The sequence below is a fragment of the Bradyrhizobium stylosanthis genome (genome assembly GCF_001641335.1).
GTDB lineage: Bacteria > Pseudomonadota > Alphaproteobacteria > Rhizobiales > Xanthobacteraceae > Bradyrhizobium > Bradyrhizobium stylosanthis.
Genome location: NZ_LVEM01000001.1, coordinates 954,374 through 979,924 on the forward strand (window position 1 = coordinate 954,374; position 25,551 = coordinate 979,924).

Genomic DNA, 25,551 nt, shown 5'->3' on the forward strand with positions numbered 1-25,551 from the left:
CTCGCGTCTCGGGCCGGTGCCCTGCGCCTTGAGAAACCTGTCCCTTGCTGCTAATCCCGACATGAAAAGAGGTTCAGGACCAATGGCTCAGGTCTCTCGGCTGCCACAACCCGCGCCCGCGGACCCTCTCAAGACGGGGGCGGCGACGTATTCGAGCGGCATCGCCGATGCGCAGAACTACATGAACTGGGTCATCGAGCAATTCCGCCCGTACCTCAAGGGACGAATCGTCGAAGTCGGATTCGGTCATGGGCTCTACAGCAGGGTGCTTGGGGAACTCGGTGACTATTGCGGGATAGACCACGACCGCGACAGTGTCGAGCAGGCCAGCCGGGCCATGCCGGACCGCAACTTTGCCGTCTGCGACATTTTGGCTGGGGAACAGCTCCACGCGCTGTTCCCCAACGGGGTCGATGCGGTCTTCACCATCAACGTGCTCGAGCACATCGAGGACGATGCCAAGGCGGTCGCCAATCTGGTCGACGTGCTCAAGCCGGGCGGACATCTTCTCATCAGCGTTCCGGCCCTGATGCTGCTCTACAACGATCTGGATCGTCTTGCCGGACACTTCCGCCGCTACAGCACCACGCGCTTGCGCGATCTTCTCGCGGGACAGCCTGTCGAGCTGGTGAGGCTCAGCTATTTCAACCCCGTCGGCGGGTTGGGATGGCTTGCCAACCGTTTGAAGCGCCATGAGTCCCTGAACGACGATGCCGTGAACGGACAGATCGCACTGTTCGACAAGTACATGGTTCCGTTGTCGCGGGCGCTTGACCCCCTGTCGCGGAGCTTCTTCGGGCAATCCGTCACCTGCATCGCACGGCGCGTATGATTTCGGTCGTCATTCCAGCGCTGAACGAGCGCAACGGCATCGTCGATACGATCGCGCGGGCGAAGGCGGTTCTCGACGGAGCCCAACTCACTCCCTACGAGATCATCGTCGTCGACGACGGATCGAGCGACGGGACCGGGGCGCTGGCCGAGGAGGCCGGCGCAAAAGTCCTGAGGCACCCGCACAACATCGGCTACGGGCGCTCGCTCAAGGACGGCATTCGCATGGCGTCCTTCGAAACGATCGTCATCAGCGATGCCGACGGCTCCTATCCGATCGAGGCCATACCCAAGCTGATCGCACGCCTCAATGAGGGGTTCGACATGGTGGTCGGCGCGCGGACCGGCCCGAACTACCGGGAGTCGATGCTGAAATCGCCGCTGCGCGCGGTGCTCAAGGTCATCGTCGAGTTCACCGCCAATCGCGAAATCCCCGACATCAATTCCGGCCTTCGCGCCTTCCGGCGCCAGGTTGCGATTTCCTATTTCGACCATGTCAGCGACCTCTTCAGCTTCACGACGTCGCTCACGCTCGCGTACATGATGAACGCGAGATTCGTCGATTACATTCCGATCGATTACGCAGAGCGGATCGGACGATCCAAGGTCAATCTGTTCCGCGATTCCCTTCGCACCCTTCAATACGTCCTCGAAGCCTGCACCTACTACAATCCGCTGAAGATCTTCGTGCTGTTGGCGATGATGTGCATGCTGCTCGCGGTGGTGTCGCTGATCGGCGGGATCATCCTGCAGGTCGTCAGCGGTTTCGTGCTCGGGGTCGGAGCCATCCTTCTCAGCATTCTCGTCGTCGCGATGGGGCTGCTGGCGGTGCTTCTGAAGCAGATCATGAACCAGCGACCATGACCATCGATCACGCCAAAGCGCGATGTGCGGCATAGCCGGAATCTTCCATCGCGATGGCCGCCCGGCTGATCGCGCCACGGTCGCAGCGATGTCTGCGGCGTTGATCCATCGCGGGCCGGACGGCGACGGCTCCTGGCTGGATCAGTCCGTCGGTTTCGCGCACCGCCGGCTCGCGATCCGCGATCTGTCCGACGCCGGGCACCAGCCGATGCTGGATGCGTCCGGCCGGATCGTCGTGACTTACAACGGCGAGCTCTACAACGACGGCGAGCTGCGCCGCGAGCTCGAGCGGTCCTTCGGCTTCCGCTTCCGCGGGCACTGCGATACGGAAATTCTCCCTTACGCCTATCTCGCCTGGGGAGAGGCGATGTTCGAACGGCTGGAGGGCTTTTTCGCCCTCGGCCTCTGGGACCGTCAGGAGCGTCGGCTGATCCTCGCGCGCGACGGCATCGGCATCAAGCCGCTCTTTTTCTTCGAGGACCGTAGCGACGTCGTGTTCGCGAGCGAGGTCAAGGGAATCCTGGCGAGCCAGCGCATAGCCGCGCATGTCGATCCTGCCGCCTTGCACACCTTCCTGGCCGCCGGGCACACCGGGACGCGGGAGAGCCTGTTTCGCGACATCAAGCAGGTGCCGCCGGGTACGGTTATGAGCTTCACCGCCGGCGAATGGACCGAGCGCCGCTTCTGGCGTCCGGTTCGCGCGCCGACGATCGACCGGTTGGATGACGCGGTCGACCGCCTGCGGTCGACCATCCAGACGGTGGTCGAGAGCCAGATGGTGAGCGACGTGCCGCTGGGCGTGCTGCAAAGCGGAGGCGTCGACAGCTCCCTCGTCACGCTCACGCTGAAGCAGCTCGGATTGAAGCCGCCGCTGTTCACGGCAGGCTTTTCCGAGAAGAGCCATGATGAATCCACCGCCGCAAAAGACATCGCCGCCGCGGCCGGCCTGTCGGTCAGCGTGATCGACGGGGAAGGGGGCGAGGATGCCGAGACGGCCCTGCGCGCGGTGGTCCATCATTTCGACGGGCAGTGCGCCGATACGGGGGCGCTCGGCTTCTATCGTCTGGCCGGTGCGGTGCGGCAGCATTGCAGCGTCGTTCTGTCTGGCGACGGCGGCGACGAGTTCTTCGCCGGATATGAAACCTATGCCGCAACCGCCATGGCGGAGCCTTTGCGCCGCGTCGTGCCGCGCGGCGTTGCCGGCATGACCGGCCGGTTTGCCTATGCCGCCGTTCGCGGCAACGAGAGACGTCTTCCCGCGGCGGCGCAGCTGGCCCGTTTTGCGCTGGGTCTCAGCGAGGAGGGCGACAGCCCGCATTTGCAATGGCGGCGGCTGGTGCCTGGATTTCTTGCCGCGAAGATCTACGCGCCCGCAATGCTCGATGTCGCCACGGCGGATCCGTTCGCGGAATATGCGGAATATTATGCGGAGCCGCACGACAAAGTGCTCGATCGTGCGCTGATCGCCGACCAGCGCTTTCACCTGCAAAGCGTGCTCACGAAGGTCGACGCGATGAGCATGGCGCATTCGCTCGAGGTGCGCGTTCCGATCCTTGACCGGCGGGTCATGGACCTCGCGGGCACTATCGATGTCGCGCTCCTCAATCCTTGGCCGAAAGGAGCCCCGAAATACGTGCTCCGGAAGCTCGCCGAGAGCCTGGGAATGCCAAAGGAAGCCGCATGGTCGCGCAAGCGAGGATTCAACGTGCCTATCGCGCAGCTGATGAGGCGGGGCGGCCTGCAGGCGATCTGCGATCGCGTCTTCAACAAGGAGCCGGACGTCTTCGCGCCCTATCTCAAGCCGGATGAGATCCGGACGCTGTGGACCGACCATTTGGAGCGGCGCAGCGACAACGCCTTCGCACTGTGGCCCATCCTGACATTGGGGATATGGCTGATGGGGCTCGCGGCCCCGCGGTCGCGTTGAGCGAGCTGGACGCGCGCGCATGCCGGATCTGAAGCGACAGACGATCAGCGATTTCGGAGAGCAGTGGACTGCGTTCCGGGACAATCCCGGCTATTACGGGTCGGCGGATCTGCTCGCGGATCTGTTCGGTCCGCTGCTGACGCTTGACGATGTCAGGGGCGCGCGGGTCGCCGACATCGGAAGCGGCACCGGGCGTATCGTCAACATGCTGCTCGACGCGGGCGCCGATCGCGTCGTTGCGGTCGAACCATCGGCTGCATTCGAGGTCCTGAAGGCGAACACCACCGTCAATGCGGACCGCATCGAATATCTCCAGGTGCCCGGCGATCAATTGCCGCCTGGCCTTGGGCTCGACTACGTCGTCTCGATGGGCGTGCTGCACCATATCCCAGTGCCGGAGCCGGTCGTCCGCGCCGCGTTCGCAGCGCTGCGTCCGGGCGGGCGCTGCGTCGTGTGGCTTTATGGCTTTGAGGGGAACGAGACCTATCTGTCGATCGCCGTGCCGCTGCGCAAGCTCACGGTGCGGATGCCGCACCGGATGCTCGTGGCACTGTCGCACCTGCTGGAGTTCGCGCTGACGGGTTATATCTGGCTGTGCCGGATCCTTCCGCTTCCGATGCGCAGCTACATGCGTTCCGTCCTGGCGAAGTTTCCGCGTTCGGTTCGCCGCCTGACCATTTACGATCAGTTGAATCCCTCCTACGCGAAATACTATACGCGCGCCGAGGCGGAGGCGTTGTTGTCGGATGTGGGATTTGCGGATGTTCAGCTCTATCACCGGCATGGTTATAGCTGGACCGTGTCCGGCACCCGCCCGGCGGAGTCGCGCGGTCAGTCCGCGACCGGCGATATCAAGGGCGAGCATTGAAGATGAACGAAGCACGGGCCGGGCGCCCTGGATTGTTGCCTGCATGGCTCGGATGGGTGAGTTCCATCGCGTGGTTCTGGATCTGGGTCGGCGCGATCGGCTTCGTCCTGATGGTTCACCTCGCATTCCTGGTGACCTGGCCGGATCACTTCATCCATGAGGACAGCTGGGCCTATCTGACGCAGGCGGAAGCCATCCTGAAGGGGCACTATATCGAAGACGTGACGAAGCGTCCGTATGGCGTGGCGTTCTTCGTCGTCCTGCTGTCGAAGCTGTTCGGCCCAAACATCCTGGTGTTTGTCATCGTGCAGCACCTGATGAGCGTCGGCACCGCGCTTCTGGTCGCTGCTATCGTCCGTTTTGCCGGTGCCCCTCGCTTCTTTGCGCTGCTGGCATTTTGCCTTGCGGCACTGCATGGCCGTCTCGTCCACTACGACAACTCTGTCGGTGCGGAGACGATTTCCAACTTTCTGGTCAGTCTTGCGGCCTTCATCGCGGCCGGTGCGGCATTTCGGAACTGGCCGGCGTTTCTCGCAGCGGCGGGTATGGGCCTGGCTCTCGGTGCGCTCATGGTGTGCCGGTCGGCGGCGATAGGACAAGCCATGGTCATCCTGCTGTGGTTGTTCGTGACCTTGGATGCCCGGCTCTTGCGTCGGTTCGGTGCCGTTGGACTGGCGGTCTTCGTCGCGTCAGCCGTCTACCTCACTCCGGCGGCGGTCGATGCCGTGATTGGAAAGCCGCGCGCCGGCAGCGAGAGCGTTGCGGTCATGGCCTTTGTCGTCGGCTATTCCGGCGATTTCGATCACGGCGTGCACCTCGACCGGAAAGCCAAGGCGAGGCCGTATGTCGAGAAGATGCGGGCTGCCGATACGGCCAAAGGCTGGGCCGACACGGGCGAATATCAATGGCCGTTCGGCGCGGTGCAAGGGCTGAAAATGCCCGGCGACAGCGACGCCGACATCGGACAGGTCGTGCGCGATATTTTCATCGAAACCGTGACGACGCCGTCCACGCTGTATCGGCACGTCACGCGGCACTTCTTCCGGGAAATGTATTTCCTGCTCTTCGATGGAAATTCGGTTGCGCGGCGCGCGCCCAATCCGCAAGGGTACGAGTACTTCGTGAAGCGCGATGCCCTGCCGTTCTTCGGGAGCCCGACCGGATTCGAGCGCGGCCAGCTCGTGCGCGCGTACTACAAGCCCTGGTGGCCGTTGCCGCGGTTTTTGCCGACAGCGGATCAGTTGCAGAACTGGCTGACCCAGATCATGGGGCGTGGCTACGCGCCGAACTCGGAGTTGGTGACGTTCTGCTGCGGGGTGAAGGTCTCGACGGAATACGATGACCGTCCAGGCCCGATCCGGTGGTTGTCCGCGGCGACGCTCATTCTCGCGCTCGTCCTCTTGATAGGAGGCGCCGCGAGCTATGTGGGCCTTGTTCGGCGGCCGTCCCGCGGCCTTGTTGCCGGCGGCGCTTTGATGGTTCTGCTCGCCCTGGTCAGCGCCGCGTTTCCCGCCTTCCTCATTTATGGCTACAATCGTTATGCTTATTACGTCATTCCCTTCCTTGGGGGCTCGAGCGCCATTCTGGCGAGTTTGGTCTTCGATGCGATCAGGTCCTATCGCACCCGGGCCGGAGATGGCGGGGAAGACCGCAAAGTGCGAACGGCGCGCGAGCGCATGCAATGAGGCCATGATGCAGCAACCCAGCGGACACGAGCAAAACGCCGACCAGATTGCCTATTGGAACGGCCCGAGCGGGCAGCGCTGGGCCGATCGCCACGGGGTCCAGGAGAAGCTGCTCGGGCCGATCGCCGACGTGCTGATCGACCGGGCGAAACCGAAGCCGGGCGAGCGCGTGATCGACGTGGGCTGCGGCTCCGGTGCGACCACGGTAGCGTTCGCCAGGGCCGTGGCTCCCGATGGTTTCGCGCTCGGCCTCGACGTCTCCGATCCGATGCTGTCGCAGGCGCGGGCGCTCGCCCCAAAAGGCCTGCCGCTCGATTTCGTGCTGGCGGATGCAACGGTGCATCCGTTCGAGCCGGCGAGCTTTGACCTGTTGGCGTCACGCTTCGGCGTGATGTTCTTTGCCGATCCCGTTGTGTCCTTTGCCAATCTCCGCCGCGCGCTGAAGCCCACCGGGCGGCTCGCCTTCGTCTGCTGGCGCGAGCCCAAGGAAAATCCCTGGATGATGGCGCCGCTGATGGCGGTCTACAAACACGTTCCGAAAATGCCGCCGGTCGGGCCGGAGGAGCCGGGTCCGTTCGCGTTCGCCTCCGAAGAGCGCGTGATGCGCATCCTGAAAGGCGCAGGTTTCGTGGACGTCGCGATGGAGCCGCACAATCTGGCGATGGACATCGCGATCGGCGGCGGCCTCGAGGCGGCCGTCGAGGGCTCGCTCCAGATCGGCCCCGCCAGCCGCGCGCTTCAGGGCCATCCGCCCGAGACGTATGAGGCCGCCAAAGCCTCGATCCGCGAGGCGCTCGCGCCGTTCCTGAAGGGGCAGAGCGTGGCGCTGCAGGGCGCGATCTGGATTGTGACGGCGAAGGCGAGTTAGGGCTTAAGCGAAGCTCTCTCCACCGTCATTTGCGAGGAGCTCTTGCGACGAAGCAATCCAGACTGTTTCCGCGGAGGCAGTCTGGATTGCTTCGTTGCGCTCGCAATGACGACGCGGAGGTAGAGCGCCTCACACCACGTCGTCCGGCGCCAGCGCGCAGCCGTTATCTGGATGGGTCTCGACCTGGAGCGTGGTGTGGCCGATGCGGAAGGAGGCCTTCAGCATCTGTGCCGTCTCCATCAGGAACGCATCGCCGCTGCCGGCGGGCATGACGAGGTGACACGTCAACGCCGTCTCGGTGGTCGAGATCGGCCAGACGTGGAGATCGTGGATGGCGGAAACGCCGGGGCGCTCCAGCAGGAATGTCCTGATCGCGGCGAGGTCGGTACCCTTGGGGGCGGCTGCCATCGACATGTCGATGGAGCCGCGCAAGAGGCTCGTCGTGCTCCAGAGAATGGTGGCGCAGATGACGAGGCTGGTGACGGGATCGAGCCAGAGCCATCCGGTCCAGATGATCAGCCCCGCCGAGACCACGACGCCGAGCGAGACCGCCGCGTCCGCCGCCATGTGCAGATAGGCGCCTTCGATGTTGATGTCGTCCTTGCGGCCGCTGGCGAACAGCATCGCCGTGAAGCCGTTGATGAGGATGCCGATGCCGGCAACCACCATCACGGTCACGCCGGCGATCGGCTCCGGCTGGCGCAGGCGCAGGATCGCCTCCCAGCCGATGGCGCCGGTCGCGACCAGCAGCAGCACCGCGTTCGCGAGCGCAGCGAGGATGGTGGAGGCGCGCAGGCCATAGGTGAAGCGGCCGCTCGGCGCGCGCCGCGCTGCGATCGAGGCGCCCCAGGCCACGACCAGGCCAAGCACGTCGGAGAGATTGTGGCCGGCATCCGCGAGCAGGGCGGTTGAGTTGCTGATGTAGCCATAGATCGCCTCGGCCACGACCAGCGCGGTGTTGAGGACAATGCCGATCGCAAAGGCCTTGCCGAAGCTGGCAGGGGCATGGACATGACCGTGACTGTGGTCATGCCCGTGATCATGCGAATGGCCGGCATGGTCATGATGGTCGTGGCCGTGGTGGTCGTGGCTGCCCAAACCTAGTGCTCCCCGGACGCCGCCAAATCAGGCACCATTGTAGGCGTTTCGCGTGCCGCGTCACGCCGGAACAGCACGTAGAGCGCCGGCAGCACCAGCAGCGTCAGCACCGTCGAGGAGATGATGCCGCCGATCACGACGGTCGCCAGCGGCCGCTGCACCTCGGCGCCGGCGCCGGTGGCGAGCGCCATCGGCACGAAGCCGAGCGAGGCGACGAGCGCCGTCATCAGCACCGGCCGCAGCCGCGTCAGGGCGCCCTCGCGTACGGCCTCCGCAACGGGCCGCCCCTCGCTGCGCAGCCGCTCGATGAAGGCGATGATGACGAGGCCGTTGAGCACCGCGACGCCCGACAGCGCGATGAAGCCGACGCCGGCGCTGATCGACAGCGGGATGCCGCGCAGCAGCAGCGCCGCGACGCCTCCGGTCAGCGCCAGCGGCACGCCCGAGAACACCAGCGCCGCATCCGCCGCCGATCCCATTCCCATGAACAGCAGCAGGAACACCAGCAGCAGCGCGACCGGCACCACGATGGTCAGGCGCTTGGTGGCGGAGACCAGCTGCTCGAACTGTCCGCCCCAGCCGATCCAGTAGCCGGGCGGCAGCTTGACCTTCTCGGCCACGGCGGCCTGCGTCTCGGCGACGAAGGAGCGTAAATCGCGCCCGCGCACGTTGGCCATCACCACGACGCGGCGCTTGCCGTTCTCGCGGCTGATCTGGTTGGGGCCCGGCGCGATCTCGATCGCCGCGACCGAAGACAGCGGAACGTAGCGCAGCGCCGTACCCGAGGTCCCGGACCAGGCCGTCTTGGTGATCGCGGCGGCATCCTCGCCCGGCGGCAGCGGGATCGGCAGCGACTTGATCGTGTCCGGGTTGGCACGCAGGTTTTCCGGCAGCCGCACCACGATGTCGAAGCGCCGATCGCCCTCGAACAGCTTGCCGACCGGCTTGCCGCCGATCGCGATCTCGACGAGGTTCTGCACCTCGCTGAGGCTGAGGCCGTAGCGCGACAGCGCCTGGCGGTCGAGCTTGACGGTGAGGATCGGCAGTCCTGCGACCTGCTCGGTCTTGACGTCGGCGGCGCCCTCGATGCCGCGCACGATGCCGTTGACCTGCTGGGCGATGCCCGCGAGTACGTCGAGATCGTCGCCGAAGATCTTGACGCCGACGTCGCTGCGGATGCCGGCGATGAGCTCGTTGAAGCGCATCTGGATCGGCTGCGTCATGCCGTAAGCCGTGCCGGGCAAGGTGTTGGCGGCGCGCTCGATCTCCTCGATCACCTCGTTCTTCGGCTTGTCGGGATCGGGCCATTCCTCGCGCGGCTTCAGCGTCACATAGGTGTCGGCGACGTTGGGCGGCATCGGATCGTTGGCGATCTCGGCGGTGCCGACCTTGGAGAAGATGGTTGCGACTTCCGGTACCTGCTTGACGGCCTTTTCCAGGCGAAGCTGCATGTCGACGCTCTGGGTCAGGCTGGTGCCGGGAATCCGGATGGTCTCGATGGTGATGTCGCCTTCGTCCAGGCTCGGAATGAACTCGCCGCCCATGCGAGTCGCGGCAAAGACACTGCCGACGACGATCAGCACGGCAGCGAACGCGACGCTGCCGCGATAGCGGATCGCGCGGTCGAGCAGCGGCACATAGAACCGCTTGGCCGCCCGCATGAAGATGTTCTCCTTCTCCGAGACCTTGCCTGTGACGAAGATCGCAACCGCGGCCGGCACGAAGGTGACCGACAGCAGTGCTGCACCGGCCAGTGCCATCAGCACGGTCAATGCCATCGGCGTGAACATCTTGCCCTCGGTCCCCGTGAGGGTGAGGACCGGCAGGTAGACCACGGCGATGATCAGCGTTCCGAACAGGCTCGGCTTGATCACCTCGCTGCTTCCGGCGCGGATGGTGTCGAGGCGTTCGTCCAGCGTCAGCAGCCGGCCGCGCCGATGCTGCTCGGTAGCGAGCAGCCGCAGGCAGTTCTCGACGATGATGACGGCGCCGTCGACGATGATGCCGAAATCGATGGCGCCGAGACTCATCAGATTGGCGCTGACCTTGCTCTCGACCATGCCCGTGATCGTGAACAGCATCGCGAGCGGGATGACGCAGGCCGTGATCAGCGCGGCGCGGATGTTGCCGAGGATCAGGAACAGCACCGCGATCACCAGCGCCGCGCCCTCGATGAGGTTCTTGGCGACGGTCTGGATCGTCGCCTCCACCAGATGCGTGCGGTCGTAGACGGCGCGCGCGATCACCCCGTCGGGGAGCGATTTCGCGATCTCGTTGAGCCGCGCCGCGACGCGCTGGGCAACCGAGCGGCTGTTCTCGCCGATCAGCAGCATGGCGGTGCCGAGCACCGTCTCCTTGCCGTTGGCCGAGGCCGCGCCGCTGCGCAGGTCCTGGCCCTCCTGGACGTCGGCGACGTCGCGGATGCGCACGGGCACGCCACCGCGCGAGCCGATCACGATGTCGCGGATATCCTCGATATTGGCGACCTGGCCGGGGGCGCGGACGAGATATTGCTCGCCGTTGCGCTCGATATAGCCGGCGCCGACATTGGAATTGTTGGCGGCGAGCGCCGTCATGATGTCGCGGAAGCCGAGCTTGTAGGCCATCAGCCGGCCCGGGATCGGCAGCACGTGGAACTGCCGCTCATAGCCGCCGATCGAGTTGACCTCGACCACGCCGGGAATGGTCCGCAGCTGCGGCTTGATGATCCAGTCCTGGATCGTGCGCAGCTCCGTCGGCGTGAACTCCGTACCCGTCGGCGACTTCGCGCCCGCCCTGGCTTCGACGGAGTAGACATAGATCTCGCCGAGGCCGGTCGAGATCGGCCCCATCGCGACCTCGGTGCCCGCAGGCAATTGCTCCTTCGCCTGCTGGATGCGCTCATTGACGAGCTGGCGCGCGAAATAGATGTCGGTGCCGTCCTGGAACACGACGGTGACCTGGCTCAGCCCGTAGCGCGAGATCGAGCGGGTATAGTCGAGCCTGGGCAGGCCGCCCATGGCGGTCTCGAGCGGGAAGGTGATGCGCTGCTCGGCTTCGAGCGGCGACAGGCCCGGCGCGCGCGTGTTGATCTGAACCTGTACGTTGGTCACGTCGGGCACCGCGTCGATCGGCAGCCGCGTGAAATTCCAGGCGCCAAAGGCGCCGGCGGCGAGCGCGAGCAGCACCACCAGCCACCGCTGGCGAACCGAGAAGGCGAGGAGGGCGTCAATCATGATCGGCGTCTCCCTTGCCCATCTCCGCCTTCACGACGAAGCTGTTCTCGGCGACGTAGCGCTCGCCGGCCGACAGGCCGGCGCGGATCTCGACGAATTTTGGGTCGGAATCGCCAAGCTCGACGGGACGCGCCTCGATCTTGTCGCCGTCCTCGCGGACGAACACGATGGTCTTGTTCTCCAGCGTCTGGATTGCGCTCCGGCGCACGGCGACCGCGACATTGCGGGCGGCGAGGATCAGCCGGGCCGTGACGAACAGGCCGGGCCGCAGGCGTCCTTCCGGATTCGGCAGCACCACGCGCGCCAGCGCGGTCTGGGTCTCGCTCGAGCCGATCGGCGCCATGTAGGAGATGGTGCCCTTGATCTCGCCGCGGCCGTCATCGGGGTCGATCAGCACCTCGTCGTTGAGACGGACGCGTTTCAGGTCCTGCCGGTAGATCGATAGGTCGACCCAGATGGAGGAGAGGTCGGCGACGACGAAGGCCGGCTTCTGCTCGGAGGCGTATTCGCCGAGCGAGATCTGCCGCTCGATCACGGTGCCGGCGATCGGCGCCTTCAGCTCGTAAACCGTGAGGCTCTGGTTGCTCTCGATCGCCGCCAGCAGGTCGTCCTTGCCGACCTTGTCGCCGATCCGCTTCTGGATCGATTTTGCAATTCCGGGAAAGCGGGGCGTGACCTGGACGACCGCCTCCTGGTTGGCGCGCAGGATGCCGTTGAACGACAGCGTGTCGGTCAGCGTCGCGCTGGCGGCTTCCGCCAGGGTCACGCCGGCGGCGGCCAGCTTGACGTCGGAGATGCGGATGCGGTCGGCACCGTGCTCGTCCTGCTCGACATGGTCGTTCGGCTTCTCCGGCTTCTTCTCTTCGGCGTGCTCGGTGTGCGCAACCTTGGCAGGGGCGAGCAGCGAGTAACCGTAAGCGCCGAGCGCGGCCGCGACGACGGCTATGAGGAGGGTGGAGGATGTCTTCATCGCGCGCTCTCCCGGGCCAGCGCAAAGGGATTGCCGACGAGGCCTTCGATGGTGGCAACGCCGACGTGGAAGTTCTGCTGTGCTTCCTGCTCGCGCAGCCGCGCTTGCGTCACGCTGGCCTGTGCGTCGAGCACTTCGAGCAGGGTGAAGCGGCCCTGGCCGTAGCCTTGCGAGATCGCCTCGGACGCCTCGACCGCCTTGGGGATGGCGGTCTCGCGCAGCACGGCGAGCTCGCGCAGCGAGCCCTGCACCGAGTCGTAGGCGCGGCCGGCGATCACGATCAGCGTGTTGCGGTTGGCCTCGCGCTCGGCTTTGGTCTTGGCGAGGCTTTCCTGCGCCGAGAGGATGTTGCCCTGGTTCTGGTCGAACACGGGGATCGGCACCGAGACGGTGAGCCGCACCGCGTCGTCATTGCTCTCGTTGAAATGGCGCCAGCCCGCGGCGATCCGCACGTCGGGATAGGGCTTGAGGCGCGCGATCAGCAACTCGGCATTGCGCTGGGCGAAGACCGCGGTCCAGCGCACCAGCTGCGGATTGGCATCGATGGCGGCGATCACCGACTGGAAGGTCGGCGGCCGCCCGGTGGTGTCGAGCCGTCCGGAGACCTCGCCGAATTTCGCCGCGGGATCGCCCATCAGCACGGCAAGCTCGCGCCGGGCGCTCGCCAGCGTCGCCTTGAGGCGCTCGCGGTCGGCCTTCACCAGCGCGGAGGCGACCTCGGCGCGGCCGGTCTCGGCCGGGGAGGAGGCGCCGGCTTCGACGCGGCGACGAAGCAGCGGCGTCAGCCGGTCGATCGCGGCGATCTGCTCGTCGAGGATCTGGATGCGCCGCTGCGCGCCGAGCACGCTGAGGAAGGCGATCGCAGTCTCCGACAGCACCTCCAGCCGGACTGCCTTGCGCTGGATCGCGGCGACCTCGATGCCGGCCTGTCCGGCGGCAATCCTGGCGTCGCGCTTGCCGAACAGCTCGAAAGCCTGGCTGATCTGGAGCGTGGTCTCGGCCGATCTGGTGCCGCGATAGATGCCGGAGCCGAACGAATTGTCCTGCTCGTATGACAGTTCCGGATTGAGCAGCGCGCCCGCCTGGATGCGTTGGCCCGTGGCGATGCCGACATCGCGCTCCGCCGCCGTCAGGCGCGGGCTCGCGGCCAGCGCGCGCGAGAGCGCCGCGCGCATGGACAGCGTCTGGGCCTGCGCATGCGGCGTCAGCCAAGGGCCAATGAGTATCGCCAACGCGCATGCGAGGCGCGCGGCAGTCCGTCTGGAAGACATGAAGGTGACCTGTGAACAATAGCATCGTGGGCGCGCAAGGCGCCCGGCTGATCAGTTCAGGCCAGGTATCTGGGGGGAGGCGAGTCGGTATCGGGATCGATCCCGACCGAGGCGGGCTCGCGCGACGATGTCGGCACGGTGTGCAGGTCGACCGTTGTGGCGGGTTCGACGTGCTGGGCGACGGTCACCGAGAAGCAGCCGTGGCAGTGATGCGCTGCGATGGACTTGCCGTCACAATCGCCCGGCGTACCCGCCATCGAGACGATGTGCGACTGGCCGAACGGGTTTGCCACATCGAGGCACTGGCTGGCATGCAGGGCGCCCGACAGCAGATAGAGCACCGCGCAGACTACGGCCCAGGACCCGCGCCAGTTGCGCGGGCGGAACACTTTCCTGATGGACCGGCGGATCGAAAACACGGCGTCGCTCTCTTTGACTTCAAGCTGCCTAGCAGGGTCCGGGAAAAGTGTCGACCCGCAACAATGTTACGTGTGGGGAACTTGATGTCGCGGGGAGGGTGGGGATATCGAGATTGTCTGGGACGTGTTCTGGTCCTATCTTGCCGGCATGGCCGACGCATGCTGTTCACCGCCGCCACTCAATTTCGATCGCCATCGGGGCAACAAGGCGTATCGCCGCGTGCTGTGGGCCGTGCTTGCCATCAATGCCGTCATGTTTCTGGTCGAGATCGGCGCGGGCCTCGCCGCCGGATCGGCGTCGCTGCAGGCTGACGCGCTCGATTTTCTCGGCGACGCCGCGAACTACGCCATCAGCCTTCTGGTCGTCGGGATGGCGCTGCGCTACCGCGCCGCTGCCGCTCTCGCGAAGGGGCTGACAATGGGTGCTTTCGGCCTGTGGGTCGTCGGCACCGTGGTCTGGCACGCCGCTCATGGCACGTTACCGAGTGCGTTCACGATGGGCGCGGTCGGCATGGCGGCCCTTGCCGCGAACGCGGCCTCGTTCGGATTGTTGTGGGCGTACCGCAAGGGCGACGCCAACATGCGCTCGGCCTGGATCTGCACGCGCAATGACGTGCTTGGCAACATCGCGGTGCTGCTGGCCGCCCTGGGCGTGTTCGGCACCGGCACGGGCTGGCCCGATGTGATCGTGGCGGCCATCATGGCCGGCCTCGCGCTCCAGGGGGCGTCCGTCGTGGTGCAACAATCGACGATCGAACTGAAGGCCCGTCCGGCCTGACGACGTGGTGTGAGCTGTCAGTCGTCATTGCGGCCGTAGTAGCTCTTCATGAGCCGGTATTGGCCGCCTTGCGAGACGTATTCCTGATGCAGGCAAGTGTCGCCCCTGCAAAACCCTCCGCCCTCGCTGCAATGAAGATGCTCGAAATGCAGCCTGATGATGCGTGAGTTTTCAAGATAGGTTGCGAAATAGTGGGCGGCGCGTGCCGAACTTCTGCACATGTGCGCCACGGCGTTGCGGACTTCGAGCGGCAAGCGATCAATGTGTTCTGGATTCCAGGGGGCGTCGTATCCGCCCTGACTGCCGCGAGCAAATGCATGCGGCGTGCTCACGAACACCAATGAAACACAAGCCGCTATCGCGGGGAACTGTCCACGAAAGCTCCACATGCCAGCCTCCATCATTGCGGATGACTTGCTGCGTTTCAGAGATAAAAAACTATCACAGTACAGGGCAATCGGTGCAGAAATTTCAGTTCAGCAGCTTTGTCCGCTCGTCATAGACGTCGCGTGTTCGGAGATTTGCCTCGGCTACCAGCGCAGAAGGCGCGGGCCGAGCAGGGCGCCGGCCAAGGTACACAGCACGATTGTCCCGCCATACCAGACCGCCACGAACGGCAGCGAATCGTCTGTACAGTGAAGCGCGTAGGCGAACGCGCTGATTCCGCCGGCGACGAGACCGGCGAACGCGCCCGCGCGGCGAAGGTCGGTCGGCGCGGCCTGACGCGCCGCCCACATCGTCATCGCGAAGGGGACAATGGCGATGACCGGAATCGACACCAGACATTCGAGCCATGCGTCGCCTGTGACCATCCGGTCCCAGTGCGAGGCAGGCGCGGCGCCGAGACTAACGAGAGCGAGCGCGACGACGGCCAGGAAGGGCAGGACAACGACGGTCGCACCGTGCCTGAGCGACCCACCCGGGCGCGACAGCTTGGTCAGATAGGCGGCTGCCGCGCCCGTGACCGTCGCGGCAAAGGCGATCTTGAGAAGAAGGAAAGCCCAGGCAGCGGCCGAGTTGAGGCCGGTCCGCGGACCTAACCCGACCAGAATGGTAGTGACCGCGAGCGCGGATGCCAGAGCGACCGTCAAAGCGATGCGCCGGCCGACCTTTCGGGAGTCCACTGGCTCGACCCGGGTACTCAAGACGTTAACGAGGTCGTCGGTCTTCATCCCATGCTCCACGGCCCCGCCGGTCAAATCCGCAAACGGCTTTTCCCTTGAGCCGGCTGCTTTTACCACGATGGCACCATCGTCAGGCGGACCGGCGGCAGTGCCCGCCTGACGAATTCGAAGCGCGCGAACATCCGGTTACATCATCACGCGCACGTGATCTCGGGAGGATGGCCGCCGGAGACGAATCTCCCGATCGGCTGTCGCGCCGGGCGCTATTTCTTCTCGTCCTGCTTCTTGTCGGAGTCCTGACCAGCACGGCTCATACCGCCCTGGCCGCAGCATTTCATCGCCTTCATCCCCGACATCGCACCGCTGCCCATCCCCATCATGTCATGGCCGTCCGCACCCATGCCCATCTTGTCCTGTGCCGGCGGCGTCGCCGGACGGTCGTCCGCCATCGCAGGCGAGCCGGCCGCAATGCTGGCCACGACTGCGGCCATCGCGACCGCAAGTGCATGGCGCTTCATGATCGACGATTGATTGAATCCCATTTTGGATACCTCCGAGTGATTTGCCTGATCGATTTTTCCAGATTGAGGGGGCTGCTTCGCAACGCGCCTCAAGCCCATCTCGCAAATGAATTCGAGGTCTCCCGGCGGCCGGTTACAAGTTCACGCGCAGGTGATTGAGGTTGGACAACGAAGCAACTCATTTCGAGATGGGCCCGCGGATGTGGCCAATGGGGCGAGCCCGAAACCGGCGGACCAGGTCGAAGCAGAACCGGGCAAGAGCGACGGCCGCAAGGGCGGCCAGGATGATCAGCAGTGCCGCCGATAGCGTGATTGCCGCATCTGCGAGGCGAATACCGCCGACGGTCAGCGCGCCAACGCCTGTGTTCATACAGTTCATCATCATGCGGCGTGTTCTCCGATCGGATTCACGGTCGTGACGTTCGCTTCGGCAGAAGCAGACGCAGAACGGCGGCGTTGGCGAGCAGAAGCAGCAGAGCCGTCAGGACGACCAGAACCGGCCTCGACGTCAGGACAACCAGGAAATCCCCGGCCAGACGGCTCGTCGCATCCAGCACCCGATGAACGCTTCCGGACGGCATGCTGCCTTCCATCGCTGACATCATCTGGTGCATCGCGGACATGTGTTCCATGTTCATTGCTCCTTGTGATGCACGACCCTCGATGCGCTCACGTTGTGCTCGTGGAAGATTTGCGGTCGCCGAGCGACGCGGATGCTGGTCCTGTGCGGCTGCCAAGCGCTGGAATCATCCGGACCAGGATCGGGTCTCGGAAGATGAAATGATGAACGAGCGCGGCCAGCACGTGGAGGGAGATCAGGCTCAACAAGGACCAGGCGAGAAAGACGTGGACATGGTAGGCGGCCATCGCCCTCGCGGGATGGCCGAGCGGGATGCCCGAGCCGAGCGCATCGAGGTCTGGGAGCCCGGGGACGCCCATGCAGCACTGCATCGAGGAGGCGACGATCCAGCCGGTGAGCGGCGTCAGGATCATAAGGCCGTAGAGCGTCCAGTGCATCGCTTCGGCGACGACGTGCAGAATCCCGGAGCTTCCGGAGGGGGCTTTCGGCCAAGGCATCATCGTCCTCAGGAAGAGCCTGATCACGACGAGCCCGAGGACCGTAAGCCCCGCATGGGCGTGAGCAACGAAGGCGTCCTCGCGCGGGCCGCTTCCGTAGACGGCGCTCAAGCCGAAGTAGAGCGCCAGCAGGATCAGCCAGGCGCCAGCCCAATGCGCGGCCACCGAGACGAGGTTCGGCCGCCTCGCTTGTCCCGGCTGCGCGGGAGAGCCCCGACGCAGCCGGTTCAGCCTGGTTCGAACGAGACGCCGAAGATCGAGCATCACGACGTCGCATCAGAAGCCGCGCGACGGCGGGATCGATGATTTCGGACCGCCGATATAACGCGGGCCAGGATCTGCCGTGGTGGAAGAGGTCACCGATCCCATCGCGGCGAAGGGACCACCCGAGGCGGATTGCGCTCCCGCCGTCTGGTAGGAATGGGGGCCGACTTCGTTCGGCCAATACCGCCGATCGGAAATCGTCAGGCCCGCGTTTGCGGCTGCCGTCGTCGCGACCAGAGATGCCAGCACGGAGAATGCAAGAACGGATTTGGGGAAGATCGTCGACATGGTCTGCTCCTTTGTTACGAAAGGCGCCTCGTGCGCGCTTCTGCAAAGGAGTTCGGAGATTTTCTGCGACCGGTTACATCATCACAGCGACGTGAGATCATCGGCCGCGAAGGGCGATTTCGACTGCACGCGGGAGGACGATCAGGTGTCGCTGTCTTTTCTCAAGAACGAAGCAAGTGCCTTCAGCCCGCGGTGAATGCTGACCTTGACGTTCGATTCAGACATCCCGTACCGCTCGGCGGTTTCCGCAACACTCTTGCCTTCGAGCTTGACGGCTTCGATCGCCTGCCGCGTTTTCAGAGGCAGCCGGGCAAGCAGGGACGTCATGTCGTGTGTTCCCTCTGCGGCCGCGTGGTCGTCCGTTGCGGACAGCTCCAGATGGTCCTCGATCGGGACGTCCATCCTTGAAGCTCTGGTGCTGCGCAGGTGGTCGATCAGCTTGTATCGCGCAATGGCTTGAAGCCATGGCGTGAACAGCGCTTCGGGATCGTAAGTGTGTCGCTTGAGGTGAACCGCCAGCAGCGTCTCCTGCAGCAGGTCTTCGGCCTCATCCGCGCTGCGTCCTACGCCTGTCAGCCGGCGTTTGTAGTAACCGCGAAGGCGCGGGACGAGCTTCGACAATAGGACTCTATAGGCCGCCGCGTCGCCACGTTGACTGGCGATCATCAAGGCCTTGAGCTCGGCTTCCTGGTTCGTCACGTCAGCCCCGCCGATGTCGCGAGCGCAGCGTCGACCGGCGCGGCCATGGCGGCGCGCGCGAGGTTGGTGGTCACCATGTGATTGGTCCTCGATGGGTCTGATGGAGCCGCCGGAGCTGCGCCCGGCAGGCCGGATGCAGCAGGCGGCAGGCAATGGCGCGCACGACGGTGCCGGCGTGCACGATCATCAGGCGCGTCAGCGCCGATCAGGCCTTGCTTCGAGGGGGATGGTCGGGAGGTGTGGCGCCGAGCCCGTCATGCAGGCGGTCATTGCCGAGCGTCAGCGGGCGCCTCTGCAACGGCCGGAGCATCGCCGAGCTCGCTCCGGATGGCGCGGGCAGCGACAGGCTCAGCATGCACAGGGCGATGAATGGACAGGAAACGCAGTTCTTGCTCTCGCCCGGACAGCAGGGCATGTCGTCGGACATCGCCTGCGTATCGCCGGACATTGCGCTGACGCTGACGTGGGAGCCCGCCGCCGGCATGGCCGACGCCGGTGACGCCAGCGGCGCGAGCGTGAGCCCGGCCGCGACCAGCAGCATCACCACAGCATGGGCGAACCGTTTCAGGCGCATGCGTTCTTGTTGCATGCCGGGGTGGAACCCGTAAACCTGCGCGCTATCACGATTTGGCCAGCCGCACACGGAAAGGCCCCAGCCCGGGGCTGACCGGCTGAGGCCTCATGTGCTCACAATCTTCATCCTTGGGACTTGAGCTTCCAACACGCTCCCTACCGTATCGTTCCGGCGCGGCTGGAATTTTTTCGCCCGCAGCGGGGAGGAGCGGCGCCTACGCCTTCTCCTCCCAGATCATCGCGAGGTGCACGATGGTCTGCACCGCCTTCTCCATGTCCTGCCGGCTGACCCATTCCAGGCGCGAGTGGAAGGCGTGCTCGCCCGCGAAAATGTTGGGGCAGGGCAGGCCCATGAAGGACAGGCGCGAGCCGTCGGTGCCGCCGCGGATCGCGGTGCGCATCGGCCGCAGGCCGGCGCGGCGGATCGCCTCGATGGCGTATTCGAGAATGTGCGGGTGGCGGTCGATCACCTGCTTCATGTTGCGGTACTGCTCGCGGACCTCGAAATTGTAGGTCGAGCGCGGATAGTCCTTCATCACGTCCTTGACGATGGTCTCAAGCAGGACCTCCTTCTCCTTCAGCCCTTCCTCGGTGAAGTCGCGCACGATGAAGGACAGCGTCGCCTGCTCCAGCGCGCCCTCGATGCCGATCGGATGCAGGAAGCCCTGCTTGCCCGAGGTCGTCTCCGGCGAGCAGCCCTCCTTAGGCAGCCGCTCGACGATGGCGGCCGCGATCTTGATCGCGTGCTCCATCTTGCCCTTGGCGTAGCCGGGATGAGCGCTGACGCCGTTGATGGTGATGGTGGCGCCGTCGGCCGAGAAGGTCTCGTCCTCGACGCTGCCCGCGCTCTCGCCGTCCATGGTGTAGCCGAAATCGGCGCCGAGCTTTTTCAGGTCGACATTGTCGACGCCGCGGCCGATCTCCTCATCGGGCGTGAACAGGATCTTGATGGTGCCGTGCTTCACATCAGGATTGTTGATAAAGAAATACGCGGCATCCATGATCTCGGCGACACCGGCCTTGTTGTCGGCCCCGAGCAGCGTGGTGCCATCGGTGGTGATGATGTCGTTGCCGATCTGGTTCTTCAACGCCGGATGCTCCGCAAAGCGGATCACCTGGTTGGGATCGCCCGGCAGCGCGATGTCGCCGCCGCGATAGTTCTTCACCATCTGCGGCTTGACGTCCTTGCCGGTGACGTCGGGCGAGGTGTCCATGTGCGAGCAGAAGCAGATCACCGGCACCTTCTTGTCGGTGTTGGCGGGGATCGTTCCGTAGACATAGCCGTAATCGTCGAGATGGGCGTCGCCGACGCCCATGGCCTTCAGCTCGGTGACGAGCACGCGGCCGAGATCCTTCTGCTTCTCGGTCGAAGGCGAGCGCGGGGATTCCGGATCGGACTGGGTGTCGATGGTGACGTAGCGCAGGAAGCGCTCGGTCACGGTGTGCGAAAAGGTGAGGGAGGACATTTCTGGTCAAACCGCCGGGGCTTTGGGGAAGCTGGCGGTATATCAGAAAAGCGGGCCAGGTTGCGGCCGGAACGACGCTGGATCAGGCTTAACGATCGGTAAGCGGCTAGATCGCCTCTTTGAGCTCCTTGACCGGGCGGAACGCGACCTTCTTGCTGGCCTTGATGTGGATGGCTTCGCCGGTGGCGGGATTGCGGCCGGTGCGGGCGGCGCGCTTGCGGACCTGGAGGATGCCGAGGCCCACGATGCGGACCCGGTCGCCCTTCTTCAGGTGCTTGGTGATCAGCTCGACCATGTCGGTCAGGACGGCCTCGGCGTGCTTTTTCGACAGATCCTGGCTCTCCGCGATGTCGGCGGCGAGGTGCTTGAGCGTGATGGTGGCGGGAGCGGCTACCTTTTTCGCCATATCTGGCCTCCTCGATTCTTGCCGGCGGCCGGGGAGACGGCCCCGGAACCCTGCAAGTTCCCGGAGGCGTAGACGATTCGGGACCGGACTGACTACGCCGCCGGCGCGACCGCGGGTCACGTTGGCGCGGCCTGTCCGCGAAAATCAGCTCGTTCAGGCTGTGGATGCAACGTCCTTGACTTCACCTAGTCCGGCCTTTAAGTCCCCCCTCGTTCCGCAGACATTTGCGTGTCACGCGGGAGTAGCTCAGTTGGTTAGAGCGCCGGCCTGTCACGCCGGAGGTCGCGGGTTCGAGCCCCGTCTCTCGCGCCATTTTTGGTGGAATTTCAATCAGTTAAAATCAGCTAGATCCAGGCCTTGCTGCCCAGGGGCATGCGTGGGTACCGGCCTCGACCGCTGCGTTGATCCCATGCTAGTGCTCAATCCAGCATTGTTCGGGTCGATTTCATGCAGGCAGCCGATTTCAGCGCCACGCTGCAAAATTTGTTCGAGAAAGGCGTGCGCTACGGGACGGTCATCGATCTCGGCTGCGCCGATGGGCACTTCGTGCTCAACCATCTCTCGTGCCTCAGCGGTGCGGCGCCACTGAACATCGATGCCAACAGGATCTATGAGGACTCCCTCAAGGCCATCAAAGAGGCCCTTGGCGGGCACTATCGCATCTGCGCCATCACCGACCACGAGGGCGAGATCGAGATCACCGAATCGGTGCATCCCTACTGGTCGTCGCTCCGCCCGGCGGGCGACATCTACTGGTCGCGGGTCAACGACCTGACCACGAGCAAGGTGAAGGTGCCGGCGACGACGCTCGATGCGCTGGCCAAGGAGCTGTCGCTCGAGCCGCCGTTCCTGATCAAGCTCGACGTCCAGGGCGCGGAAATGGCTGCGCTGAAGGGCGCGCGCGACGTGCTCGAGAATTGCAGCGTGGTCGTCTGCGAGGCCGACATCGACGACTTCCAGGACATCAACGCGGCGCTGCTGGAGGCTGGTTTCTTCCTCTACGACCTGACGACGCTACAGCGCCTGCGCGATGGGACGCTCGGCTGGTTCTACCCGGTCTATGTCAGCGGCAAGCTCGCGCATCTGAAGCCGCAGGCGTTCTGGGAGGCCGGCGACAACGCCGCGGTGATCGGCGTGCAGGAGACGCGCCGTAAGATGATCCTCGAGCAGAACAGGAAGATCCTCAACCGGCTGCGTTATGGGCAGAGCAAGGTTAGCCGCAACGATCCCTGTCCCTGCGGTTCGGAGCAGAAATTCAAGCATTGTTGCGGTAGCTACTGAGGCAAACTTCAGTTGAATCATTAGCCTGGTGAGTTGCCCTCAACTGGGGTCGCGACGCAAAAAGGCCGCCCGGGGGCGGCCGTTTGGTCTCAAACCGGACCTTTCGTTCTCAGCGGATCTCCGAGGTCCCGGCGCTCGTCACCACGACGGGCTTGCCGGCCTTGATCACGTGGGTCGACTGGGCGGTCTGGCTGTAATCGGCGTTGGTCCGGGCGGCGATCCCGAAACCGGCCACTGCAATGCCGGCAACCAGCGCCACCACCACGATCTTCAGGTGGGTCGCACGATCAGCAGAATGAATTGAGTGGTTCATATGAGCCTCCCGACGGGCTTAGCCGCCGTCTATGGGCTCATCTTCTAAGGACCATCTGTTTCCGGATGGTTTCGCGGGTTCCGCAAAATGGTTTCATCTGGCTGCCCGGAGGGTTCCGCCGGGCGGCCGTCCCTGGGCGGCTTTCAGGCCGCCGCCCGCCCGATATCGTCCCGGATGCTCCGTGCCGCCCAGACGAACAGGAGGGCGCCGAGCGTGGTCGTGACCGCCGCCGAGAGCAGGGAGTAGCGCACGGCATCCGCGCCATAGCTGCCCTTCAGGGCATCGTTGACGACGCCCACGGCGAGCGGACCGACGCCCTGGCCGAAGCAGGTGGCGGTGAGCGCGATCAGCGCGGAGGCCAGTGCCCGCATGCTGGGCTTGGCCACCGTCTGCGCGATCGCGAAGATCGGGCCGAGATGGAAGCCGACCAGGAACGAGGTCAGCGCCAGCATCGCCACCATCATCGTGAAATCCTGCGTCAGCATGCAGAGCGCGAACACAGGGCCGGCGAGGCCGGAGGTGATCGCCGGCGCCCACAGCTTCCAGCGGTCGTCGCGGCGGCTCACTTGCGCCACCACGAAGCCGCCGAGCAGGGTGCCGGCCATGCCGGCGAGGCCCTTGAAGGTGCCGGCATAAGTGCCGATCTCGGCGCTCGACAGATGGTGCACGCGCGCCAGGAACGGCGGGATCCAGGCCGCCGTCGCGTAGTTCGTGTAGGTGGTGAGGCAGAACCCGATCAGCACGACGATGAAGCTCCGCTGCGAGGCCAGGAAGCGCAGCGTCGGGCCGAGCGGCTCGGGCACGAAGCTCTCCTGCATGGCGCCGCGCTTCGGCTCGGAGATCGTCAGCCACAGCACCAGCGCGAGCAGGATGCCGGGCAGGCCGGCGACATAGAACGCCATCCGCCAGCCATAGTGCTGGTTGACGTAGCCGCCGATGAAATACCCGAGGAAGACGCCGAGATAGGTGCCGATGGCGTAGATGCCGAGCGCGCGCGGGCGCTCGTTCTTGGCGAAGAGGTCGGCGACGATCGACTGCGAGGCGGGGGAGCCCGCGGATTCGCCGATGCCGACGCCGATGCGCGCCAGCGCCAGCGAGGTCAGGCTGGCGGCGGCGCCGCACAGCGCCGTCATCGCGCTCCAGAACGCGAAGGCGACGGCGACGATGTTGCGCCGGTTCATCCGGTCGGCGACGCGCGCGATGGGGATGCCGAGCAGGGAGTAGAACAGCGCGAAGCCGAAGCCTGCGAGCAGGCCCATCATGGTATCGCTGAGCTGAAACTCCTTCTTGATCGGCTCGATCAGGACGTTGAAGATCGTGCGGTCGAGGAAATTCAGCGCGTAGATGATGGTGAGCAGGCCCAGCACGTAATAGCGCCGCGCCGAGGGCTTTGCCGCGGCCGCCGTTTGCACCGACATCTGTGACGTCACATCGACCATCGCTTCCCCCAATTTGTCTTTGTTTTGTCTTTGTTGCCGTCACCAGTCCAGCCCTGAGGGCTGTCGGCTCATCCTTCGCGGATGTAATTCCCCGCTTCGAACTCGACCGGCGGCGCGCCAGCATCGAACGAGATGCCGATCGGATCGCGACCTGCTTCCATCGCTTCGAGCTGGTCGGTCAGCATGCGCCGGATCATCAGGATGCCGCGGTCGCTCTGGCCGAAATGCTCCTCGGAATGGACGGTCATCTCGCCCTGGCCGACCTGGGCCTCGTAGTCGCCCGGGAATTTCTGGTGCTCCTGCTCAGTCATGTCCCACCAGAACTTGCCGTTGAATTTCGAGCGCATGCGGCCGATGTCGCCGGAGTTCTTGACGCGGCCGGCGACGTAGATGCGGAACGAGGTGTCGTCGATCGGCAAGGTCCAGCCGATCGACTCGACGCGGGCGAACTGTGCCACGCGCGGGTTCGGCACGACGCGCAAGGTGGGGAGGGCGGCTTCGGTGACGCGGTAGAACACCTTGCCATCGTCCTGCTTGCGGATCGAGCGCACGGCGATGCCGCGCGGGGTCTTGTCGAACTTCACCTCCGGCATCGAGGCCATCATGTTGGTGAATTGCGGGCCCGAGAACGAGCCGTGCAGCACCGGCACGTGGTAGGGATCGACGACGTTCTCGAAATGCTGGAGCCAGTTGCAGGGAATGATCGCAGGGCCGCCTCCGCCGATCGAGGAATCGTCGGCCTCGACCAGTTCGCCGTCATCCATGTTCTCCAGGCACTCGTAGCGCGGCAGCACCGGGCGTTTCTCCGCCGGGCCCATATAGGCGAAGATCAGCCCGTAGCGCTCCTCGACCGGATACCAGGGCTGGCGCACCTTGTTCTTGAACTGGCCGCCCTCGGGCTCGCATGGCTGCTCCAGGCAGTGGCCTTCTGTGTCGAACTTCCAGCCGTGGTAGCAGCAGCGGATGCCGTCCTCCTCGACCTTGCCATAGTAGAGCGTGGTGCCGCGGTGGCAGCAGCGCGCGTGCAGCAGCCCGGCGCGGCCGTGCTTGTCGCGGAACAGCACCAGATCCTCGCCGAGCGCGCGCACCTTCTTCGGCGTGTCGGCGGCGTCACCGACGAGGCCGACCGGATGCCAGTAGCGGCGGAGCAGTTCGCCCATCGGCGTGCCGCGCACGACAGAGGTGAGCTCGATGCGCGTGTGCGCCGGCTTCATCGCATAGGCCGTGCCGAGATCGCGATCCCGCTGGGTGATGGTCATGCTGATCCTCCCGCCGCCGGCCGCGCTGACCGGGCCTTCTTGACGCG

Annotated in this window: 26 protein-coding genes, 1 tRNA gene and 1 pseudogene; 9 read left to right on the forward strand and 19 right to left on the reverse strand. The window is 65.1% G+C overall.

All coding sequences use genetic code 11. From position 1 onward, the window contains the following. The first annotated feature begins 82 nt into the window (after positions 1–82). Genes A7X65_RS04750 through A7X65_RS04775 form a run of 6 tightly spaced genes read left to right on the forward strand, consistent with a single transcriptional unit; the run spans position 83 to position 7,043 of the window. Positions 83–832, forward strand: coding sequence for a class I SAM-dependent methyltransferase (locus tag A7X65_RS04750; protein WP_063683147.1), 750 nt, complete (start codon positions 83–85; stop codon positions 830–832). Further along, positions 829–1,695 carry a glycosyltransferase family 2 protein gene (locus A7X65_RS04755; protein WP_063683148.1) on the forward strand — a complete coding sequence of 289 codons (867 nt, stop codon included), beginning with the start codon at positions 829–831 and terminating at the stop codon, positions 1,693–1,695. Before A7X65_RS04750 ends, A7X65_RS04755 begins: the two co-directional genes overlap by 4 nt. A 22-nt stretch (positions 1,696–1,717) precedes the next feature. Further along, positions 1,718–3,622, forward strand: coding sequence for an asparagine synthase (glutamine-hydrolyzing) (gene asnB, locus A7X65_RS04760; protein ID WP_063683149.1), 1,905 nt, complete (start codon positions 1,718–1,720; stop codon positions 3,620–3,622). 19 nt (positions 3,623–3,641) lie between these two features. Then, complete coding sequence (locus A7X65_RS04765; protein WP_063683150.1) at positions 3,642–4,490, forward strand: class I SAM-dependent methyltransferase; 849 nt, start codon at positions 3,642–3,644, stop codon at positions 4,488–4,490. A gap of 2 nt (positions 4,491–4,492) precedes the next feature. Beyond that, positions 4,493–6,175 (forward strand): hypothetical protein, encoded by a 1,683-nt coding sequence (locus A7X65_RS04770; RefSeq protein ID WP_156527636.1) that lies wholly within the window; start codon positions 4,493–4,495, stop codon positions 6,173–6,175. A gap of 7 nt (positions 6,176–6,182) precedes the next feature. After that, complete coding sequence (locus A7X65_RS04775; RefSeq protein ID WP_063684799.1) at positions 6,183–7,043, forward strand: class I SAM-dependent methyltransferase; 861 nt, start codon at positions 6,183–6,185, stop codon at positions 7,041–7,043. A 129-nt stretch (positions 7,044–7,172) separates the two neighbouring features. Here A7X65_RS04775 and A7X65_RS04780 read toward each other — a convergent pair whose 3' ends face one another. The 5 genes from A7X65_RS04780 to A7X65_RS04800 are packed head-to-tail and all read right to left on the reverse strand — an operon-like array spanning position 7,173 to position 14,016. Continuing rightward, a complete protein-coding gene (locus tag A7X65_RS04780; protein WP_063683152.1) occupies positions 7,173–8,141 on the reverse strand; it encodes a cation diffusion facilitator family transporter in 969 nt (322 codons plus the stop codon). Between the two features lie 2 nt (positions 8,142–8,143). Beyond that, on the reverse strand, positions 8,144–11,356 hold the full coding sequence (gene ihpC / locus A7X65_RS04785) for a divalent metal ion exporter subunit IhpC (protein WP_063683153.1): 3,213 nt from the start codon (positions 11,354–11,356) through the stop codon (positions 8,144–8,146). Beyond that, positions 11,349–12,326 carry a divalent metal ion exporter adaptor subunit IhpB gene (gene ihpB, locus A7X65_RS04790; RefSeq protein WP_063683154.1) on the reverse strand — a complete coding sequence of 326 codons (978 nt, stop codon included), beginning with the start codon at positions 12,324–12,326 and terminating at the stop codon, positions 11,349–11,351. The genes ihpC and ihpB overlap by 8 nt, the downstream gene beginning before the upstream one ends. After that, a complete protein-coding gene (gene ihpA, locus A7X65_RS04795; protein ID WP_063683155.1) occupies positions 12,323–13,597 on the reverse strand; it encodes a divalent metal ion exporter subunit IhpA in 1,275 nt (424 codons plus the stop codon). Before ihpA ends, ihpB begins: the two co-directional genes overlap by 4 nt. Positions 13,598–13,653: 56 nt before the next feature. After that, on the reverse strand, positions 13,654–14,016 hold the full coding sequence (locus A7X65_RS04800) for a hypothetical protein (protein WP_245323268.1): 363 nt from the start codon (positions 14,014–14,016) through the stop codon (positions 13,654–13,656). A 148-nt stretch (positions 14,017–14,164) separates the two neighbouring features. Between A7X65_RS04800 and A7X65_RS04805 the strand changes: the two genes are divergently transcribed. Beyond that, entirely contained in the window at positions 14,165–14,794 is a 630-nt protein-coding gene (locus A7X65_RS04805; RefSeq protein WP_063684801.1) for a cation efflux transmembrane domain-containing protein, read from the forward strand. Between the two features lie 17 nt (positions 14,795–14,811). Here A7X65_RS04805 and A7X65_RS04810 read toward each other — a convergent pair whose 3' ends face one another. From A7X65_RS04810 to A7X65_RS04860, 11 genes and pseudogenes are all read right to left on the reverse strand, one after another. Continuing rightward, a complete protein-coding gene (locus A7X65_RS04810) occupies positions 14,812–15,183 on the reverse strand; it encodes a hypothetical protein (protein WP_063684802.1) in 372 nt (123 codons plus the stop codon). A 141-nt stretch (positions 15,184–15,324) separates the two neighbouring features. Next, positions 15,325–15,966, reverse strand: a complete 642-nt coding sequence (locus tag A7X65_RS04815) for an NrsF family protein (RefSeq protein ID WP_063684803.1) — start codon at positions 15,964–15,966, stop codon at positions 15,325–15,327. Between the two features lie 215 nt (positions 15,967–16,181). Then, positions 16,182–16,460 (reverse strand): hypothetical protein, encoded by a 279-nt coding sequence (locus A7X65_RS04820; RefSeq protein WP_063683156.1) that lies wholly within the window; start codon positions 16,458–16,460, stop codon positions 16,182–16,184. A gap of 157 nt (positions 16,461–16,617) precedes the next feature. Then, entirely contained in the window at positions 16,618–16,824 is a 207-nt protein-coding gene (locus tag A7X65_RS04825; protein ID WP_063683157.1) for a hypothetical protein, read from the reverse strand. A 22-nt stretch (positions 16,825–16,846) separates the two neighbouring features. Next, a complete protein-coding gene (locus A7X65_RS04830; protein WP_063683158.1) occupies positions 16,847–17,077 on the reverse strand; it encodes a hypothetical protein in 231 nt (76 codons plus the stop codon). A 31-nt stretch (positions 17,078–17,108) separates the two neighbouring features. Continuing rightward, positions 17,109–17,780, reverse strand: coding sequence for a cytochrome b (locus A7X65_RS04835; protein ID WP_082884825.1), 672 nt, complete (start codon positions 17,778–17,780; stop codon positions 17,109–17,111). Between the two features lie 12 nt (positions 17,781–17,792). Then, a complete protein-coding gene (locus A7X65_RS04840; protein WP_063683160.1) occupies positions 17,793–18,068 on the reverse strand; it encodes a hypothetical protein in 276 nt (91 codons plus the stop codon). A gap of 141 nt (positions 18,069–18,209) precedes the next feature. Beyond that, complete coding sequence (locus A7X65_RS04845; protein ID WP_082884826.1) at positions 18,210–18,767, reverse strand: sigma-70 family RNA polymerase sigma factor; 558 nt, start codon at positions 18,765–18,767, stop codon at positions 18,210–18,212. 205 nt (positions 18,768–18,972) lie between these two features. Next, positions 18,973–19,341 (reverse strand): hypothetical protein, encoded by a 369-nt coding sequence (locus tag A7X65_RS04850; protein ID WP_063683161.1) that lies wholly within the window; start codon positions 19,339–19,341, stop codon positions 18,973–18,975. A 214-nt stretch (positions 19,342–19,555) separates the two neighbouring features. Then, positions 19,556–20,806, reverse strand: coding sequence for a peptidase T (pepT, locus tag A7X65_RS04855; RefSeq protein ID WP_063683162.1), 1,251 nt, complete (start codon positions 20,804–20,806; stop codon positions 19,556–19,558). 106 nt (positions 20,807–20,912) lie between these two features. Continuing rightward, a pseudogene (locus A7X65_RS04860) lies at positions 20,913–21,218 on the reverse strand (HU family DNA-binding protein); the annotation flags it as partial. A gap of 229 nt (positions 21,219–21,447) precedes the next feature. Here A7X65_RS04860 and A7X65_RS04865 point away from each other — a divergent pair. Then, a tRNA-Asp gene (locus A7X65_RS04865) sits at positions 21,448–21,524 on the forward strand. 135 nt (positions 21,525–21,659) lie between these two features. Beyond that, complete coding sequence (locus A7X65_RS04870) at positions 21,660–22,493, forward strand: FkbM family methyltransferase (protein ID WP_063683164.1); 834 nt, start codon at positions 21,660–21,662, stop codon at positions 22,491–22,493. Positions 22,494–22,602: 109 nt separating this feature from the next. On the opposite strand, the gene A7X65_RS04875 is transcribed toward A7X65_RS04870, so the two are convergent. The 3 genes from A7X65_RS04875 to A7X65_RS04885 all read right to left on the reverse strand — a co-directional run bounded on the left by A7X65_RS04875 (position 22,603) and on the right by A7X65_RS04885 (position 25,504). After that, on the reverse strand, positions 22,603–22,806 hold the full coding sequence (locus A7X65_RS04875) for a hypothetical protein (RefSeq protein WP_015685754.1): 204 nt from the start codon (positions 22,804–22,806) through the stop codon (positions 22,603–22,605). A 143-nt stretch (positions 22,807–22,949) separates the two neighbouring features. Next, entirely contained in the window at positions 22,950–24,245 is a 1,296-nt protein-coding gene (locus A7X65_RS04880) for a spinster family MFS transporter (RefSeq protein WP_063683165.1), read from the reverse strand. Between the two features lie 68 nt (positions 24,246–24,313). Then, complete coding sequence (locus A7X65_RS04885; protein ID WP_063683166.1) at positions 24,314–25,504, reverse strand: aromatic ring-hydroxylating dioxygenase subunit alpha; 1,191 nt, start codon at positions 25,502–25,504, stop codon at positions 24,314–24,316. Between the last annotated feature and the right edge of the window lie 47 nt (positions 25,505–25,551).